Origin of the sequence: Catenulispora rubra (genome assembly GCF_015356825.1) — a bacterium.
Taxonomy (GTDB): domain Bacteria; phylum Actinomycetota; class Actinomycetes; order Streptomycetales; family Catenulisporaceae; genus Catenulispora; species Catenulispora rubra.
In genome coordinates this window covers 1-14,687 of sequence record NZ_JAACYW010000285.1, presented here as the reverse complement: position 1 = coordinate 14,687, position 14,687 = coordinate 1, and the positions used below count along the sequence as shown (strand labels likewise).

16 protein-coding genes are annotated in these 14,687 nt (G+C 71.6%); 3 read left to right on the top strand and 13 right to left on the bottom strand.

The window, feature by feature from the left end; translation table 11 throughout:
• The 12 genes from GWK61_RS44265 to uraD all read right to left on the bottom strand — a co-directional run.
• Window positions 1–974 (bottom strand): thiamine pyrophosphate-binding protein (locus GWK61_RS44265; RefSeq protein WP_267254531.1); only part of this gene is annotated, 974 nt, incomplete at its 3' end.
• Window positions 975–979: 5 nt separating this feature from the next.
• Window positions 980–1,885, bottom strand: a complete 906-nt coding sequence (locus GWK61_RS44260) for a 2-hydroxy-3-oxopropionate reductase (protein ID WP_228563958.1) — start codon at window positions 1,883–1,885, stop codon at window positions 980–982.
• The gene (locus GWK61_RS44255; RefSeq protein WP_194918422.1) at window positions 1,882–2,706 is read right to left on the bottom strand and encodes a hydroxypyruvate isomerase family protein; all 825 of its coding nucleotides are present in this window, start codon (window positions 2,704–2,706) and stop codon (window positions 1,882–1,884) included. The genes GWK61_RS44260 and GWK61_RS44255 overlap by 4 nt, the downstream gene beginning before the upstream one ends.
• The gene (locus GWK61_RS44250) at window positions 2,703–3,092 is read right to left on the bottom strand and encodes an allophanate hydrolase-related protein (protein WP_194918420.1); all 390 of its coding nucleotides are present in this window, start codon (window positions 3,090–3,092) and stop codon (window positions 2,703–2,705) included. Before GWK61_RS44250 ends, GWK61_RS44255 begins: the two co-directional genes overlap by 4 nt.
• Before the next feature lie 19 nt (window positions 3,093–3,111).
• Window positions 3,112–4,407: an XdhC family protein gene (locus GWK61_RS44245; protein WP_194918418.1), complete on the bottom strand. Its 1,296-nt coding sequence runs from the start codon at window positions 4,405–4,407 to the stop codon at window positions 3,112–3,114.
• Window positions 4,400–6,727 (bottom strand): xanthine dehydrogenase subunit D, encoded by a 2,328-nt coding sequence (pucD, locus tag GWK61_RS44240; protein WP_194918416.1) that lies wholly within the window; start codon window positions 6,725–6,727, stop codon window positions 4,400–4,402. The genes GWK61_RS44245 and pucD overlap by 8 nt, the downstream gene beginning before the upstream one ends.
• Window positions 6,727–8,106: an 8-oxoguanine deaminase gene (locus GWK61_RS44235; protein ID WP_194918413.1), complete on the bottom strand. Its 1,380-nt coding sequence runs from the start codon at window positions 8,104–8,106 to the stop codon at window positions 6,727–6,729. Before GWK61_RS44235 ends, pucD begins: the two co-directional genes overlap by 1 nt.
• Window positions 8,103–8,576, bottom strand: a complete 474-nt coding sequence (locus tag GWK61_RS44230; protein WP_194918411.1) for a (2Fe-2S)-binding protein — start codon at window positions 8,574–8,576, stop codon at window positions 8,103–8,105. Before GWK61_RS44230 ends, GWK61_RS44235 begins: the two co-directional genes overlap by 4 nt.
• Window positions 8,573–9,451: an FAD binding domain-containing protein gene (locus GWK61_RS60165; protein WP_194918409.1), complete on the bottom strand. Its 879-nt coding sequence runs from the start codon at window positions 9,449–9,451 to the stop codon at window positions 8,573–8,575. Before GWK61_RS60165 ends, GWK61_RS44230 begins: the two co-directional genes overlap by 4 nt.
• A 19-nt stretch (window positions 9,452–9,470) precedes the next feature.
• The gene (gene pucL, locus GWK61_RS44220) at window positions 9,471–10,334 is read right to left on the bottom strand and encodes a factor-independent urate hydroxylase (protein ID WP_194918408.1); all 864 of its coding nucleotides are present in this window, start codon (window positions 10,332–10,334) and stop codon (window positions 9,471–9,473) included.
• A 3-nt stretch (window positions 10,335–10,337) separates the two neighbouring features.
• The gene (gene uraH, locus GWK61_RS44215) at window positions 10,338–10,667 is read right to left on the bottom strand and encodes a hydroxyisourate hydrolase (RefSeq protein ID WP_194918406.1); all 330 of its coding nucleotides are present in this window, start codon (window positions 10,665–10,667) and stop codon (window positions 10,338–10,340) included.
• Window positions 10,664–11,257: a 2-oxo-4-hydroxy-4-carboxy-5-ureidoimidazoline decarboxylase gene (gene uraD / locus GWK61_RS44210; RefSeq protein ID WP_194918396.1), complete on the bottom strand. Its 594-nt coding sequence runs from the start codon at window positions 11,255–11,257 to the stop codon at window positions 10,664–10,666. The genes uraH and uraD overlap by 4 nt, the downstream gene beginning before the upstream one ends.
• Before the next feature lie 231 nt (window positions 11,258–11,488).
• On the opposite strand from uraD, the gene GWK61_RS44205 reads away from it, so the two are divergent.
• Both GWK61_RS44205 and GWK61_RS44200 read left to right on the top strand, forming a co-directional pair.
• Entirely contained in the window at window positions 11,489–13,099 is a 1,611-nt protein-coding gene (locus GWK61_RS44205; protein WP_194918394.1) for a helix-turn-helix domain-containing protein, read from the top strand.
• 16 nt (window positions 13,100–13,115) lie between these two features.
• The gene (locus tag GWK61_RS44200) at window positions 13,116–13,700 is read left to right on the top strand and encodes a nucleotidyltransferase family protein (protein ID WP_228563957.1); all 585 of its coding nucleotides are present in this window, start codon (window positions 13,116–13,118) and stop codon (window positions 13,698–13,700) included.
• An 8-nt stretch (window positions 13,701–13,708) separates the two neighbouring features.
• Here GWK61_RS44200 and GWK61_RS44195 read toward each other — a convergent pair whose 3' ends face one another.
• Window positions 13,709–14,017 carry a barstar family protein gene (locus GWK61_RS44195; RefSeq protein ID WP_194918393.1) on the bottom strand — a complete coding sequence of 103 codons (309 nt, stop codon included), beginning with the start codon at window positions 14,015–14,017 and terminating at the stop codon, window positions 13,709–13,711.
• Window positions 14,018–14,034: 17 nt separating this feature from the next.
• Here GWK61_RS44195 and GWK61_RS44190 point away from each other — a divergent pair, with 17 nt between their 5' ends.
• Window positions 14,035–14,484: a hypothetical protein gene (locus tag GWK61_RS44190; protein WP_194918391.1), complete on the top strand. Its 450-nt coding sequence runs from the start codon at window positions 14,035–14,037 to the stop codon at window positions 14,482–14,484.
• Window positions 14,485–14,687: the final 203 nt, after the last annotated feature.

The following is a 14,687-nucleotide window of genomic DNA, read 5'->3' as shown; positions in this document are numbered from 1 at the left end:
CGCAGGAACAGCCGCGCGTCCGACACGATCCCCAGGTCCGGCTCGAACACCCGCCCCAGCTGCGTCGCCTCGATGTCGACGTGGATGAACTTCCGCTCGCCCCGGTACACGTCCAGCGTCCCGGTGTGCCGGTCGCCGAAGCGCGCCCCGACAGCGAGCACGAGGTCTGACTCCAGGAACGAGGCGTTCCCGTACCGCTGCGAGGTCTGCACGCCGGTCATGCCCGCGTACAGCGGGTCGTCCTCGTCCACCGCCCCCTTGCCCATCAGCGTCACCTGCACCGGGATCCCCAGGTAAGCCACCAGCTCACGCAGCTCCGCAGCCGCGTCGGCGATGATCACACCGCCCCCGGCCAGGATCAGCGGACGCTCGGCGGCCAGCAGCATGTCCAGCGCCTTCTCCACGCGCGGGGCGTGCGGCTCGACGACCGGCACCGGCAGCGGCGAGTCCAGCGCCGCGTCGTACTCGATGAACTGCTTGGCGACGTCCAGCGGGATGTCGATCAGCACCGGCCCGGGACGCCCCGACCGCGCGACGCGGAACGCCTCGCGGAAGATCCACGGCGCGGTCGCCGCCTCCTTGATCTGCACCGCCCACTTCGTCACCGGCGTCGCGCAGCCGACGATGTCAACAGCCTGGAACGCCTCCTTGTCCAGCGCCGTGGAGACGGCCTGGCCGGTGATGACGATCATCGGGATCGAGTCGGCCATCGCCGTGTACAGGCCGGTGATCATGTTGGTCCCGGCCGGTCCGGAGGTGCCGATGGCCACGCCGACCCGGCCGTTGGTCCGGGCCCAGCCGTCGGCCATGTGCGTGGCGCCCTCCTCGTGGCGCACGATCAGGTGGTCGATGCCACCCTCTTCCTCCATCGCCTTGTACAGCGGCAGGATCGCGGCCCCGGGGCAGCCGAAGGCGGCATCGACGCCCTCGGACTTCAGGACCTGCACCACCGCGTTCATCACGGGCATCTTCATGAGCTTCAGTTCGCCTTTCGTGCGGCACCGCCGGAGCGGCCGGACAGGTTCTCGGCCACCGCCAGCAGCGCGGAGTGGTCCCGGTCGCCCAGGCCCTGCGAGCGCGCGGCCTGGATCAGCGCGGCGACCAGGTTGGTCAGCGGCAGCGCCACCTCGGCCTGCCGCGCCGCGTCCAGGGCGATGCCCATGTCCTTGTGGTGCAGGTCGATGCGGAATCCGGGCCGGAAGTCGCGGGCCAGCATCGAGGCCCGCTTGAGCTCCAGGATCCGGGAGCCGGCCAGGCCGCCGGCGAGCATGTCCAGGCCGGCGGCGGCATCCACGCCGGAGGCCTCCATCAGCACGATCGCCTCGGCGACCAGCGCGTACGTGCCGCCGACGACCAGCTGGTTCGCGGCCTTGACGACCTGCCCGGACCCAGCCGGCCCGCACAACGCCGCCACCTTCCCGACCGCGTCGAACACCGGACGCGCGGCCTCGAACACGTCAGGCTCGCCGCCGACCATGATGGACAGCACGGCGTCGATCGCGCCCTTCTCGCCGCCGGACACCGGGGCGTCCAGCACACGCACACCCAGCGCCGCACCGGCCTTCGCGACCTCGATGGAGGTCTCGGGCCGGATGGTCGAGAAGTCGATGAACAACGTGCCGGGCTTGATGGTCTCGAATACCCCGCCCTCGCCGAGGACCGCCGCCGCGACGTGCGGGTGCGCGGGCAGCATGGTGATCACGACGTCAGCGCCATCGATGGCCTCGGCGATCGAGGCCGTGCCGGTCCCGCCGGCGGCGACGAGTTTAGCGACGTTCGGGGCGTTCAGGTCGTAGCCGGTGACCTCGAACCCGGCCTTGACCAGGTTCGCGGCCATCGGGGACCCCATGATCCCGAGGCCGATGAAACCTATCTTGGTGCTCATGAAAGGGGTTCCATCCATTCGAAGCTGTCGGTGGTGATGCCGGTGGACGGCTTGTACTCCAGCCCGACCCAGCCCCGGCCCGACTCGGCGGTGTAGCCGGCCTCGGTCAGGGCCTTGAACAAGGCGGAGAAGTCCAGGGCGCCGCTGTCGGGTTCACCGCGCGCGGGGATGTCGGCGATCTGCACGTGCCCGAAGCGGTCGGCGTGGGCGGCGATCGTCTCGAACAGGTCTTCCTCCATGCGCGCCAGGTGGTAAAGGTCGCACAGGAAAGCCAGGTTGGTCGCGCCGGTGGCGGCGGCTACTCGGTCGATCTCGGCGAGCGCCGCCGCGGTCGAGGTGATCGGATACGCCGGAGACTCGATCGCGTTCAGCGCTTCGAGCAACACCGTCGCCCCGATGCGCGAGGCGGCAGCGGTGGCCGCCTCCAGGTTCTCCAGCACGACGTCCCGCTGGTGTTCGACACGGCCCTCGATCCTGTTGCCGTACAAGGCGTTCAGGTTCCGGCAGCCGGTGCGCTCGGCGATGCCGACCGCGACGTCGACGCTGTCGCGGAACCGGCCGGCGTGTTCGGGCACTGAGACCAGGCCGCGCGAGCCGACCGAGAGGTCGTCGAGGAAGTTCAGGCCGACCAGGCTGACCCCGGCATTGTCCAGCGCTGCCAGGAACGCGTCCACGTCCTTGTCGGAGGGCACCGCCTCGGTCCCGAACGGCCACCAGAACTCCGCCGCGGTGAACCCGGCGGCGCGCGCGGCGGCGGGGCGTTCCAGCAGCGGCAGTTCGGTGAACAGGATCGAGAGGTTGATGTCGAAGCGGAGCGTCACTGGGCTGCCTCCAGGCTGGCCTTGTACGCACGCCAGTCGGCGTGGTGCGAGATGTCGCGGTAGGTGTGGGGTTCGGTGTAGGCGCGGCGCCGGACCATCGACAGGGTGCCCCCGCCGTCTTCGAGCTCGATGACGCCGAGTTCGAGCTCTTCGGGCTCGGCCGGGAGCAGCGAGCGTTCCAGGACGTCCCAGGGCACGTCGTAGAGCTCGCCGACGACGCTCACGCCGCCGGACTCGACGGCCTCGATCGCCGGGAAGGCGTCGCCGACGGAGTAGAAGTGGTACTTCGGCGCGGTGCGGACGACGCCGACCAGCGGGGCGTCCTGCAGCAGGTGGTGCAGGGGGCCGCCGCGCATGGCGCCGCCGTTGAGGAACATCAGGGTCATGGCAAGACTCCGATTCGGCTCAGAGGACTGGCGCCGGGTGGGCTGCCGGCTCGGCGGCGGGCTCGGTGACCGGCTCGGCGGCAGGCTTCGGCTGGTGGATCGCGGTCGTGACATCGCCGAGCGCGCGGCCCGTACCCCCGTGGCGCGCCGCGACGATCTCGGCGGCGATGGACAGCGCGGTCTCCTCCGAGGTGCGCGCGCCGAGGTCGAGGCCGATCGGGGCGTGCAGGTTGGCGATCTCGGCATCGGCCAGGCCGGCTTCGCGCAGCCGGTCGGCACGTTGCGCGCAGGTGCGGCGCGAGCCCATGGCGCCGACGTAGGCGACCGGCAGTCGCAGCGCCTTGACCAGCAGCGGGACGTCGAACTTGGCGTCGTGGGTGAGGACCGCGACGACGGTGCGGGCGTCGACGCGCGTGGTCTCCAGGTAGCGGTGCGGCCAGGCGACCACGACGTCGTCGGCTTCGGGGAAGCGGCGGCGGGTGGCGAAGACCGGCCGGGCGTCGCAGACGGTGACGTGGTAGCCGAGGTACTTGCCGACGCGGACCAGGGCGGCGGCGAAGTCGATGGCACCGAAGATGAGCATCCGGGGCGCGGTGACGAAGGACTCGATGAAGACGGTCACCGCCTCGCCGCAGTCCTGGCCCTCCCCCTCGGTGCCGACGGCGATGGTGCCGGTGGCGCCGGACTCGACCATCGCGCGGGCGTGGCGGGCGACGACGCGGTCCAGGCCGGGGCTGATGGTGCCGGTGGCGGTCCAGGGGTCGCCATCGACGGCGATGGAGGCGCCGGGCGGGCCCCAGAGGATCTCAGGGGCCTGCGGACGGACGGCCAACGACCGACCGACCAGATCCGCCGGACCGGCGACCACGCGCGCCAATGCGATCGGCTCGCCGGCCGCCACCGCCGACAGCGCCGCCCCGATGGCCTGCTCGGGCCGATCGCTGCTCGCTGCCGGGACCAGCTCGGGCCGATCGCTGCTCGCCTCCGGGACCTGTTCGGCGTCCGGGAACACTGGCTGAATGAAGACTTCCAGCTCCCCACCGCAGGTCAACCCCACCGCGAAGGCATCATCATCGCTGTACCCGAAGGTCTCCAACACCGGCCGCCCATGCTGCAGCGACTCGACGCAGAGCTCGTACACCGCCCCCTCGACGCACCCGCCGGACACGCTCCCCACCACCGTGCCCTCGGCGTCCACGGCGAGCGCGGCGCCGAGTTCGCGCGGTGCGCTGCCCTTCACCGCGACCACCGAGGCGACCGCGTAGGCCTTCCCAGTTGTGTGCCAGGCGTGCAGGTCTTCCGTGATGTCACGCATTGGTCAGGTCCTCCGGTCGGATCGGCACGCGCCGCAGGTCCAGCCCGGTCGCGTCGCGGATCGCCGCCGCGATCGCCGGGGTCGAGGACAGCGTCGGGGGCTCGCCGGCGCCGCGCAGGCCGTAGGGGGCGCGCGGGTCGGCGTTCTCCAAGATCTCCATCTTCATCGGCGGCATGTCGAGGATCGTGGGGATCAGGTAGTCGGTGAAGGAGGGGTTGCGGACGATGCCGTCGCGTACCTGGATCTCCTCCATCACCGCCAGGCCGAGGCCCTGCGCGGAGCCGCCGTGCAGCTGGCCTTCCAGCGACAGCCGGTTCATGATCTTGCCGACGTCCTGGACCAGGTCCAGTGCCACGACCTTGATCAGCCCGAGTTCCACGTCCACGTCGACGACCGCGCGGTGCACGGCGAAGGCCAGCTGCGTGTGCGAGTTCCCCTGGCCGGTGAACGGATCCATGCGCTGCGTCCGGTGGTGGTGGTACTCGCGGGTCTCCTCGATCGGGCCGGACGCCAGCACCTGCTCCAGCGTGGCGACCACGCCCTCGGACGCCGACACAATCTTGCCGCCGGTCAGCGACAGGTCGTCATAATCCCGGCCGTGGTCCTTCGCCAGCCGTGCGAACACCGCGGCGCGCACCGCCTCGCACGCGGTCTTCACCGCGCCGCCGGTCATGTACGACTGCCGCGACGCCGACGAAGAGCCGGCGTTGCCGACCGAGTTGTCGGCCGGGTGGATCGTCACCTGCTCCACCCCCAGCTCGGTGCGCGCGATCTGCGCCTCCAGCGTGACCAGGCCCTGCCCCACCTCGGCGGCGGCGGTGTGCACCAGGGCACCGACGGTGTCGCCGAGCAGTTCCAGGCGCACGCGCGCGGTGGAATAGTCGTCGAAGTCCTCGGAGAAGCAGATGTTCTTGACGCCGAGGCCGTAGCCGACGCCGCGCACCACGCCTTCGCCGTGCGTGGTGTTGGCGGTCGAGCCGGGCAGGTTGCGCAGGTCCGAGGTGTCGGCCGGGGCCGGCATCGGCAGCGCCTTGAGCGTCTCCAGCATCTCGGCGACCGGCGCCGGTGCGTCCACGACCTGGCCGGTGGCGAGCTTGTCGCCCTGGGTCACGGCGTTGCGCTGGCGGATGGTGACCGGGTCCAGGCCGAGCTCGGCGGCCAGCTTGTCCATCATCGACTCGTACGCGAAGCACGCCTGGACCGCGCCGAAGCCGCGCATCGCGCCGCACGGCGGGTTGTTGGTGTACGCCCCGTAGGAATCGATCCTGATGTTCGGGATGACATACGGCCCGACGCCGAGCGAGGCGGCGTTGCCGACGACGTTCACGGTGGCCGAGGTGTAGCCGCCGCCGTCCAGCACGATCTCCACGTCGGCGAACACCAGCTCGCCCTCGGCGGTCGCGCCGTAGGTGTACTTCATCGACGCCGGATGCCGGTGCACGTGCCCGAAGAACGACTCCTCGCGGTTGTAGACCATCTTCACCGGTTTGCCGACGTGCAGCGCCAGCATCGCGGCGTGGATCTGCATCGACAGGTCCTCGCGTCCGCCGAACGCGCCGCCGACGCCGGACAGCGTCATCCGGATCTTCGCCTCCGGCAGGCCCAGGCAGGGCGCGATCTGCAGCAGGTCGTTGTGCATCCATTGGGTGGCCACGTAGAGGTCGACGCCGCCGTCCTCGGCCGGAACCGCGAGCCCTGATTCGGGGCCCAGGAACGCCTGATCCTGAATGCCCACCTCGTATTCGCCGGAAACGACGACGGCGCACTGCGCGCGCACCGCCGGATCATCGACGTCGGCACCGACCCGGACCGGCTGGTGCCGCACGAGGTTGCCGTCCGGGTGGACGCGCGGGCACTCCGGGTCGAAGAGGGCGCGCCGCGCGTCGACCACCGGTTCGAGCACCTCGTAGTCGACCTGGATCAGCTTCAGGGCGCGCCGCGCGGTCTCCGGGTGGTCGGCGGCGACCAGCGCCACCGGCTCGCCGTGGTGCCGGACCTCGCCGATGGCCAGGACCGGCTGGTCGCGGACGTCCAGGCCGTAGAGCTTGTAGCCGGGGACGTCCTCGTGGGTGAGGACGGCGTTGACGCCGGGCAGCGCCAGGGCGGCGGCGAAGTCGACGGAGCGGATCAGGGCCCTGGGATGCGGGCTGCGCAGGGTCATGCCCCAGACCATGTCGTCCATGAACAGGTCGGAGGAGTAGGCGAACTCGCCCTTCACCTTCAGGGGGCCATCCGGGCGGGTCGGGCTGTCGCCGACACCGCCGGTCGTCGCGGACTGATTCAGCTCGCGGGGCGCGCGATCGGGTGCACGCGTGGCCATCAGGACGCCTCCATCAGGGAGCGGGCAGCGGTGCGGCACTCGCGGGCCAGCGCGTTCTCGTCGGCGGTGAGCAACGTCCCGTCCTCGACGACCGGGTTCCCGCCGACGGCGAGCAGACGCAGCGGCGCTGGCGGGCCGAAGACCAGCGCGGCGACCGGGTCGGCGATGTCGGCGTGGCCGAGGCCGTTCAGGTCCCACAGCGCGATGTCGCCGAGCTTGCCGACCTCCAACGAGCCGATCTCGGCCGCGCGCCCGAGCACCTGCGCGCCGCCGATCGTGCCCAGGCGCAGGGAGGCACGGGCGTTCAGCGCCTCGGCGGGGTCGGAGGACAGTGCGCGCAGCCGCGAGACGTACATCGCCTGCCGCAGCTCCTCCACCAGCATCCCCGACTCCTGCGACGCGGCCCCGTCCACGCCGAGCCCGACCGGGGCGCCGGCCGCCAGCAGGTCCTTGATCCGCGCGTGGCCGGAGCCCAGGCGCGCGTTGGACGACGCGCAGTGCGCGGTGCCGGTCCCCGTGTCGGCGAAGCGGCGGATCGCCGAGTCCGACAGGTGCACGCAGTGCGCCAGCCAGACGTCCGGGCCGAGCCAGCCGAGCTTGTCGGCGTATTCGGCCGGCGTGCAGCCGTGCGTGGCCAGGCAGAACTGCTCCTCGTCGAGCGTCTCGGCGAGGTGTGTGTGCAGCCGGACCCCGTGCTCGCGGGCCAGCGACGCGCTCTGCACCATCAGGTCGGAGCTGACCGAGAACGGCGAGCACGGTGACAGCCCGATCCGCAGCATCGAGTCGAACGACGCGTCGTGGTACCGCGTGATCGCATCCTGACTCGCCGCCAGAATGTCGTCCAGCCGCTCCACCACGGAGTCCGGCGGCAGCCCGCCGTCGGACGCGCCCCGGTCCATCGACCCGCGCGTCGGCTGGAAGCGCAGCCCGATCTGGCGCGCCGCCTCGATCTCCGCGCCGAGCAGGTCGCCGCCGTGGCGCGGGAAGACGTAGTGATGGTCGGCCGAGGTGGTGCAGCCGGTCTTGGCCAGCCACGCCAGGCCACCGCGCGCGGCGGCGCCGAGCGTGTCCTCGGTCAGCCGGGCCCAGATCGGGTACAGCTCGACCAGCCAGCCGAACAACGCCTCGTCCTGGGCCAGCCCGCGGGTGATCCACTGGTAGAGGTGGTGGTGGGTGTTGACCAGGCCGGGGGTGGCCAGGCAGCCGGTGCCGTCGATGACGCGCGCGCCCGCAGTGCCCTCGACCCGGTCGGATGGCGCGGGACCTGAGCCGACAGCACTGATCCGGCCGTCCTCGACGACCACATGTCCGGACTCGTACTCACTGTTCGCAGCGTCGACCGTGGCGATCGCGGCGTTCTGGATGATGATCGTGCTCATGCCGCACCGGCCTTCACAGCGGCCGCCTCGCGGACGGCGTCGAGGATCTTCTCGTAGCCCGTGCACCGGCACAGGTTCCCGGCCAGCGCCTCCCGGATCTCCGGGTCGGACGGGCTCGGATTGCGCTCGATCAGCGCGTGCGCCTGGACCAGCAGGCCCGGGGTGCAGAAGCCGCACTGGACCGCGCCGGCCTTGATGAAGCAGGACTGGATCGGGTCGAGCTCCTCGCCGTCGGCGAGTCCTTCGACGGTGCGCACCTCCCGGTCCTGCACCTGCCCGGCGGCCACCAGGCACGAGCAGACCGGGACGTCGTCCAGGTACACCGTGCAGGACCCGCATTCCCCCTGCTCGCAGGCGTTCTTCGAGCCCGGCAGGCCGACGCGCTCGCGCAGCACGTACAGCAGGCTCTCGCCCTCCCAGACGTCGTCGGCCTCGGCCCGGCGACCGTTGACGGTGAAGGTCACTCTCATATCAGTTCCTTGCTGCTCTGATACTCACGCCAGGCCCAGGTCAGGGTGCGGCGGGCCATCACCGACAGCGCGTGCCGGCGGTAGGCGGCGGTACCGCGGACGTCGTCGATCGGCGCGGCGGCGGCCGACACCAGCTCGCCGAACCGCTTCGCGATCCTCGGATCGAGGTCGAGGTCGCCGCGGCCGTCCCAGGGCAGCTCGTCGGCGACGAACAGCTCGGCCTCGAACGCCCGGCGCGGGGTCGGGGCGGCCGAGCCGATGCCGGCCCCGACCTTGCGCGCGCCGACGTCCAGCGCGACGGCGAAGGAGCACACGGCGATGACCATCGCGTTGCGGGTGCCGATCTTCGAGAACTGCTGCGGGCCCTTCTTCGGCGCCAGCAGCACCGCCTTGATCAGCTCGTCCTTCTCCATGGCGTTGCGCTTGACGCCGAGGTAGAACTCCGTCGCCGGGATCGTGCGCACGCCCCGCGCGGCGGACTCCACCTCCACCACCGCCTCAGTGGCGACCAGCACCGGGTGCGTGTCGCCGGCCGGGGAGGCCGCGCCGAGGTTGCCGCCGACGCCGCCGCGGTTGCGGATCTGCGGGGAGCCCACGGTGCGGGAGGCCATGGCCAGGCCCGGCAGGTCGGCGCGCAGCTCGTCGATGATGCGGGTGTAGGGGACGCTCGCGCCGAGCCGGATGGTGCCGTCGGCGTCCCGGCTCCACTCCTGCAGCGCCGGGATCCGGTTCAGGTCGATCAGGGCGCCGGGGCGGTGCCGGTCGAAGTTCAGCTCGACCATGACGTCGGTGCCGCCGGCGATGGGGACCGCGTCGGGCCGCTCGGCCCGGGCGGTCAGCGCCTCGGCCCAGGTCGCGGGGCGTAGGAAGTCCACTGGTGTGCTCCGGTTGCTCTCAGGTCCAGGCCGGGCCGGGGTCGGGGGCGTCGTCGCGGTGGACGTCGCCCTCGATCAGGCCGTAGGGCCGGTCCGCAGCGATGAACGTCTCGTTGGCGTTGTCCAGGCCGAACGGGGCGGTGTCGTAGAGGAAGTGGTGCTTGTTCGGCAGCTTCAGCCGGACCTCGCACAGCTCCGGGCCCTGCTCCAGCACGCGGGTGCCCAGCTCGAACAGCGTCTGCTGGAGCGAGCGGCTGTGCGTTGCGACAAACGCTTCCAGCAGCGCGTTCCTGGCACGCTCGTAGGACTTGCCCCAGTCGCCGGATACGCCGGTGTGCCGCCACTGCGCGTTGATCTGCGTGGCCAGGATGCGGTCGTGGGCCTCGGCCAGCGTCGTGTACTCGTCCTTGACGTAGCCCCAGAACTCGGAATCAGTGGAGTTCAGGACGGTGAGGTCCTTCAGACCGCTGACAACCCAGACATCGGTGCCGTCGTAGTGCACGGTGCACGTCCGGGTCCCGCCGCCGCTGCGCAGGAACGAGTGCGGACCGTCACCGATGCGCTCCCAGGCGTGTTCGTCGACCTCGACGCGGGCATGCGTGATGCTCGGCTGGGAGTCGACGAAGTGCCGCGCGAGCAGCAGCGCGTAGTCCTCGATCTCGACCGCGCCGTGCCGCTGCGCGAAGGCGAAGCAGGTGTTCTTCATGGTGTCGGTCGGCAGGACGCCGGAGTTGTCCCCGGTCAGGTGGGTCGCGTCCAGGTCGCCGGACAGGGCCACGGAGACGGTGAGGTCCTTGATCTGGTGGACCGGACCCTCTTTGGTGATCCGGACGACCCGGTTCTCGGCTTTGCCGTAACGGTTGTCCCCCAGGACGATCGGCATCGGCTAACTCCCTCGATAAGTCGAGTAGGCGAACGGGCTGAGCAGCAGCGGGACGTGGTGGTGCGCACTCGGGTCGGTCACCACGAAGGCGATCGCGACCTCCGGGTAGAAGAACTCGGCGACGCCGGCGGCCTGAAAGTAGGCGGCGGTGTCGAAGACCAGGCGGTGCGGGCCGCCGAGCAGCTCGGCGCCGAAGCGGATGCGGCCGTCGGCGTCGGTGCGCTCGCGGGCCACGGGAAGCCAGCCGTCGGGGCGGGCGACATCAAGACGAACCGGCACCCCCGCAGCCGGACGACCGAGAACCGCGTCCAAGACATGAGTCGACAAGCTCATCGGGCGGCTCCAGCCGAAGTCGCAGGGCCGGTCGCGTTGCTGGCTGCCCCGGCAGAGCCAGCACCGGCACCAGCGCTCGCGGCGAGCCGTTCCAGACGCAGCAGCACGATCGCCGCCAGCTCCCCCCGCACCTCCTGCTGCTCGGCCGCCGCGTCGTTCCCGAGCCGCCGCCGGGCCTCGGCCAGGATCTGCTCCGCCGGCCGCCCCGAAGCGCAGATCAGGAACACGTGCCCGAACCGGCGCTCGTACTCCACGTTCGCCCGCGCCACCGCGTCCAGCACCGCCGCGTCCGCCGAAGCCGCCGCCGACTGCTCGGCCCGCGACCACTTCGCCTCCCGCGACTCCCCCGCCGCCCTGTCCCCGATCCGCGGGTGCGCGTCCAGCGCCTCCAGCACATCCGACCACCCGAGCGCCTTGATCCCCGCGCTCGCGGCCGCCGCCAGCTCGGTCCAGCCCCCGTAAGGCCGGCCGTCGACCATGGCGTCGGTCCACCGGCGGCTGGCGCAGCAGGCGCTCAGCGCTCGCCGCGCCTCGTCCGCGGACCAGGCGTTCAGCGCGGTCACCGCCTCGCGGCGGGCATCTGCGGGCATCGGCGCCTCCTTTCCGGGCTTCGTGGTGCCGGGCGGCACGACGGTGAGTGAACCGCTGCCGGCAGGGGTGCGGCCACGGGCCGAAACCATGAAGCGACCCTGCGTCTGTAACCGGGGTTTCGGAGGATCCTCCAAAGACGCCAGACGCAGGCCGTTCCTAGGCTGCGCGGAGCGGAGGTAGCCTCATTTCGATCACGACCGCCCGGACGCCGGCAGGAGAAGGGAGTGACCATGCGACTTCGCGAGCTCCTGGACACCCCGATGCCCGGCCTGGAGCTGCTGACCGGCCCGGATGTGCTGCTGGAGCGCGAGATCAGCTGGGTCGCCACCACCGACCTGCTGGACCCCGGCCGCTATCTCAACGGCGGCGAGCTGGTCCTGACCGGCCTGATCTGGCGGCGCGAGCCCCGGGACTCCGAGCGCTTCGCGCGCGCCGTCGCCGAGGCTGGCGGCGCGGCCATCGCGGCCGGCGACGCGTCCGGCGCGCCGATCCCGCGCGACCTGATCCAGGCCTGCCGCACACACCGCACGCCGTTGTTCCGCGTCCCGACCGAGCTGGCCTTCGCCACCCTCACCGAGCACCTGGCCCGCCAGCTTTCCGCCGAGCGAGCCGCCGACATCGGCTCGGTCCTGGAGCGCCACGGCCGCCTGGCCTCGGCCTCGGCCGCCGGCACCGCGCTGGCCCCGATCCTGGAGCTGCTGGCGCAGGACGTCGGCATGCCCTGCTGGGTCCTCACCCCGGCCGCGCGGCCGGTCGCCGCCTCGCACGAGCCGATGCCGCCGACCGAAGCCGAGGCGATGGTGCGCGAAGTGCTGCGCGCCGGCCAGCTGCCGGCCCGGATCCGCCGCCGCTCGGTGTTCGCCATCAGCTCCGGCTCCCCGCTGACCGACTGGTACCTGGTCTTCGACGGCGACCACAAACGCTGGGACCCCCGGCGCCAGGCCCTGGCCTCGAAGGCGGCGGCAGTGCTGGCGATCGAGCGCGAACGGCTGGCCGCCCGCCGCGAACCGCTGCGGCTGCTCGGCGCCGAGCTGGTGCACCTCGTCGCGGAGGACGGCGGCGTCGCCGACATAGCCGCACGCGCCGACCTTGTCGGGGTGGGCCCGGACACCGAAGTCCAGGCGATGGCGCTGGCCGGGCCGGGCGGGCAGTCGGCGGCGATATTGCGGGCGTTGTTGGAGGAGGTCACCCAACGTACCCCGCGGAACGGCGAACAAACGGCCCCGGCTGAAGCCGCGCAGCCGCCGCTACCGCTGCCGGAACAACGGCGCGCGGCCGAACATCGCAGCGCCTCCGACCCGGACTTCCCGATCGCCGAGTTCGACGACCACGCCGTCGCCCTGGTCCCGAACCCGCCGCCGGACGTGACCGACCGCATCCGCGACCTCCTCACCAGCATGGCCCCGGGTCTGGGCCGCGAACGGCTGGCGATCGGCGTCGGCAGCCGCCGCGCGGAAAGCCTGCGCGCCACGGTCGACGAGGCCCGCCACGCCCTACGCATCGGCCGGGCACGCAACGACCAGGTGAGCGTCATCGGGCACGAGGAGCTGGCCTCGCACGTGCTCCTGCTGTCGGGGCTGCCCGAAGACGTGCGCGCCGCCTACTGCGACCGGCTGCTCGGACCCCTGCGCACCTACGACGCGCTGCACCGCTCCGATCTGGAGGCCACGCTGGAGACGTTCCTGGCGTGCTCGACCTCCTGGACCCGCTGCGCCGAGCAGATGCACGTCCACGTCAACACCCTGCGATACCGCATCGCCCGGATCGAGGAGCTGACCGGCCGGAGCCTGGCCGATCTGGAGACGCAGGTCGACCTGTTCCTGGCGCTTCGGCTGCGATAGACAGGTCGGAGGACCTTTGGACGCGAACGTGGCCGCGATCATCCTGGCCGCCGGCGGCGGACGACGGCTCGGCGGACGTCCGAAAGCCCTGCTGTCCCACGGTGGCGAGCTGCTGGTCGAGCGTGCGATCCGCACGGCGCGCGCCGGCGGCTGCGACGCGGTGGTCGTCGTGCTCGGCGCCGAGGCGACCGACGTCCAGCGCCGCACCAACCTGGCAGGCTGCACGGTAGTGGTGAATCAGGATTGGGCGACCGGCATGGGCTCATCGCTGCGCGCAGGCCTGGCGGCGCTAGCAGCAGCGACACCGGATCCGTACCGCGCGGCCGTGATCCTGTTGGTGGACCAGCCATTCGTCACACCCGAGGCCCTCCGCGCCGTCATCGCCTCCGGCGCAGACCTCGCCGCAGCGACCTACGAAGGCCGACGCGGCCACCCGGTCCTGATCGCCGCACGGCACTGGCCCGAGGCGTCGGCCGCGGCCGTCGGCGATCGCGGCGCGCGGGACTTCCTGGCCCGGCACGAGGTGGTCCCAGTGCCCTGTGACGGCTCGCCGACAGACATCGACCTGCCCGAGGACCTGGCGTTGCTCGACGAGGCCTGAGCGCTGCGCTACCGCAGTTCCAGATGCACCTCGTCGGCAGCTTGCTTCCCGCCCGGGCCGTGGTCCTCGATGATCTCGACGAGCTGGTCGAACTTCTCCGCCCCGAGCAGCTCCCGCGACCGCGCGGAGTCCAGCCAGCGCAACACGAAGCCGTCCTCCGGCGTGCCGAAGCCGCCGCGCAGGATGTCGTTGAAGGCGTCGAGGTGCCCGCGCCAGGTCCAGTCGGTCAGCAGCTTCGTGAACTCGGCGGCGAAACCTTCGTAGTCGTCGAAGAGGCTGCCGTCGATGGTCAGGACCGGAAGCTCCGTGGAGGTCATGGTGCGATGATATGGCGATGGCGCGCATCCGAACCCTCAAAGACGTGCACCCCACCCGCCGCGGACTGGTGCTCGCCTGGTGGTCGTTCACCGTCACGTTCGGCGGGCTGCGGCTGCTGACCTGGGCCATCCACGTGCACGTGCGCGGTTTCGGCAACGTCACCGCCGGCGGCGTGCACATCCACCACTACCTGTGGGGGATCCTGATCCTGATATTCGTCGGCGGCGCCGGCATCATCGAACGCTCGCCGCGGTGGCACACGTGGATGGGGCTGTTCTTCGGCATCGGGCTGGCGCTGGTCGTGGACGAGGCGGCGCTGCTCATCGAGCTGAAGGACGTCTACTGGACCGGCGCCGGCGGGGTGAGCGTGGCGATCGCGCTGATCGTCATCGGGGTGGCCGGGAGCATTCTGGCGCTCACGTGGGCGCGGGGCGTCGAGGAGCGGGAGCACGACCGGAGCGAGTAGGCGCCGGCGGCGGAACGAGCGCACGAGCGAACGAGAAGAACGGCAGAACGAGAGTTCGTCAGGCCCCGTACGGACTTCCTGCGGTCCTCCCCCGAGCTTTCCCTCACGTTGGTGCCCACCCTCTCGATAGTGGGGCCCGATCGGCTTCCTGCTGCTGCCCGTGGCACTCGGCACCACCGCCAGGATCCGCCGCGACTACCTCG

What these genes read in the sequence shown, in the direction of transcription:
- uraH (WP_194918406.1), bottom strand. Translation starts at nt 10,667, where the DNA reads ATGAGCTTGTCGACTCATGTCTTGGACGCGGTTCTCGGTCGTCCGGCT.
- GWK61_RS44205 (WP_194918394.1), top strand. Translation starts at nt 11,489, where the DNA reads ATGCGACTTCGCGAGCTCCTGGACACCCCGATGCCCGGCCTGGAGCTG.
- pucL (WP_194918408.1), bottom strand. Translation starts at nt 10,334, where the DNA reads ATGCCGATCGTCCTGGGGGACAACCGTTACGGCAAAGCCGAGAACCGG.
- GWK61_RS44235 (WP_194918413.1), bottom strand. Translation starts at nt 8,106, where the DNA reads ATGAGCACGATCATCATCCAGAACGCCGCGATCGCCACGGTCGACGCT.
- GWK61_RS44190 (WP_194918391.1), top strand. Translation starts at nt 14,035, where the DNA reads ATGGCGCGCATCCGAACCCTCAAAGACGTGCACCCCACCCGCCGCGGA.
- uraD (WP_194918396.1), bottom strand. Translation starts at nt 11,257, where the DNA reads ATGCCCGCAGATGCCCGCCGCGAGGCGGTGACCGCGCTGAACGCCTGG.
- GWK61_RS44195 (WP_194918393.1), bottom strand. Translation starts at nt 14,017, where the DNA reads ATGACCTCCACGGAGCTTCCGGTCCTGACCATCGACGGCAGCCTCTTC.
- GWK61_RS44230 (WP_194918411.1), bottom strand. Translation starts at nt 8,576, where the DNA reads ATGAGAGTGACCTTCACCGTCAACGGTCGCCGGGCCGAGGCCGACGAC.
- GWK61_RS44245 (WP_194918418.1), bottom strand. Translation starts at nt 4,407, where the DNA reads ATGCGTGACATCACGGAAGACCTGCACGCCTGGCACACAACTGGGAAG.
- GWK61_RS44260 (WP_228563958.1), bottom strand. Translation starts at nt 1,885, where the DNA reads ATGAGCACCAAGATAGGTTTCATCGGCCTCGGGATCATGGGGTCCCCG.
- GWK61_RS44250 (WP_194918420.1), bottom strand. Translation starts at nt 3,092, where the DNA reads ATGACCCTGATGTTCCTCAACGGCGGCGCCATGCGCGGCGGCCCCCTG.
- pucD (WP_194918416.1), bottom strand. Translation starts at nt 6,727, where the DNA reads ATGGCCACGCGTGCACCCGATCGCGCGCCCCGCGAGCTGAATCAGTCC.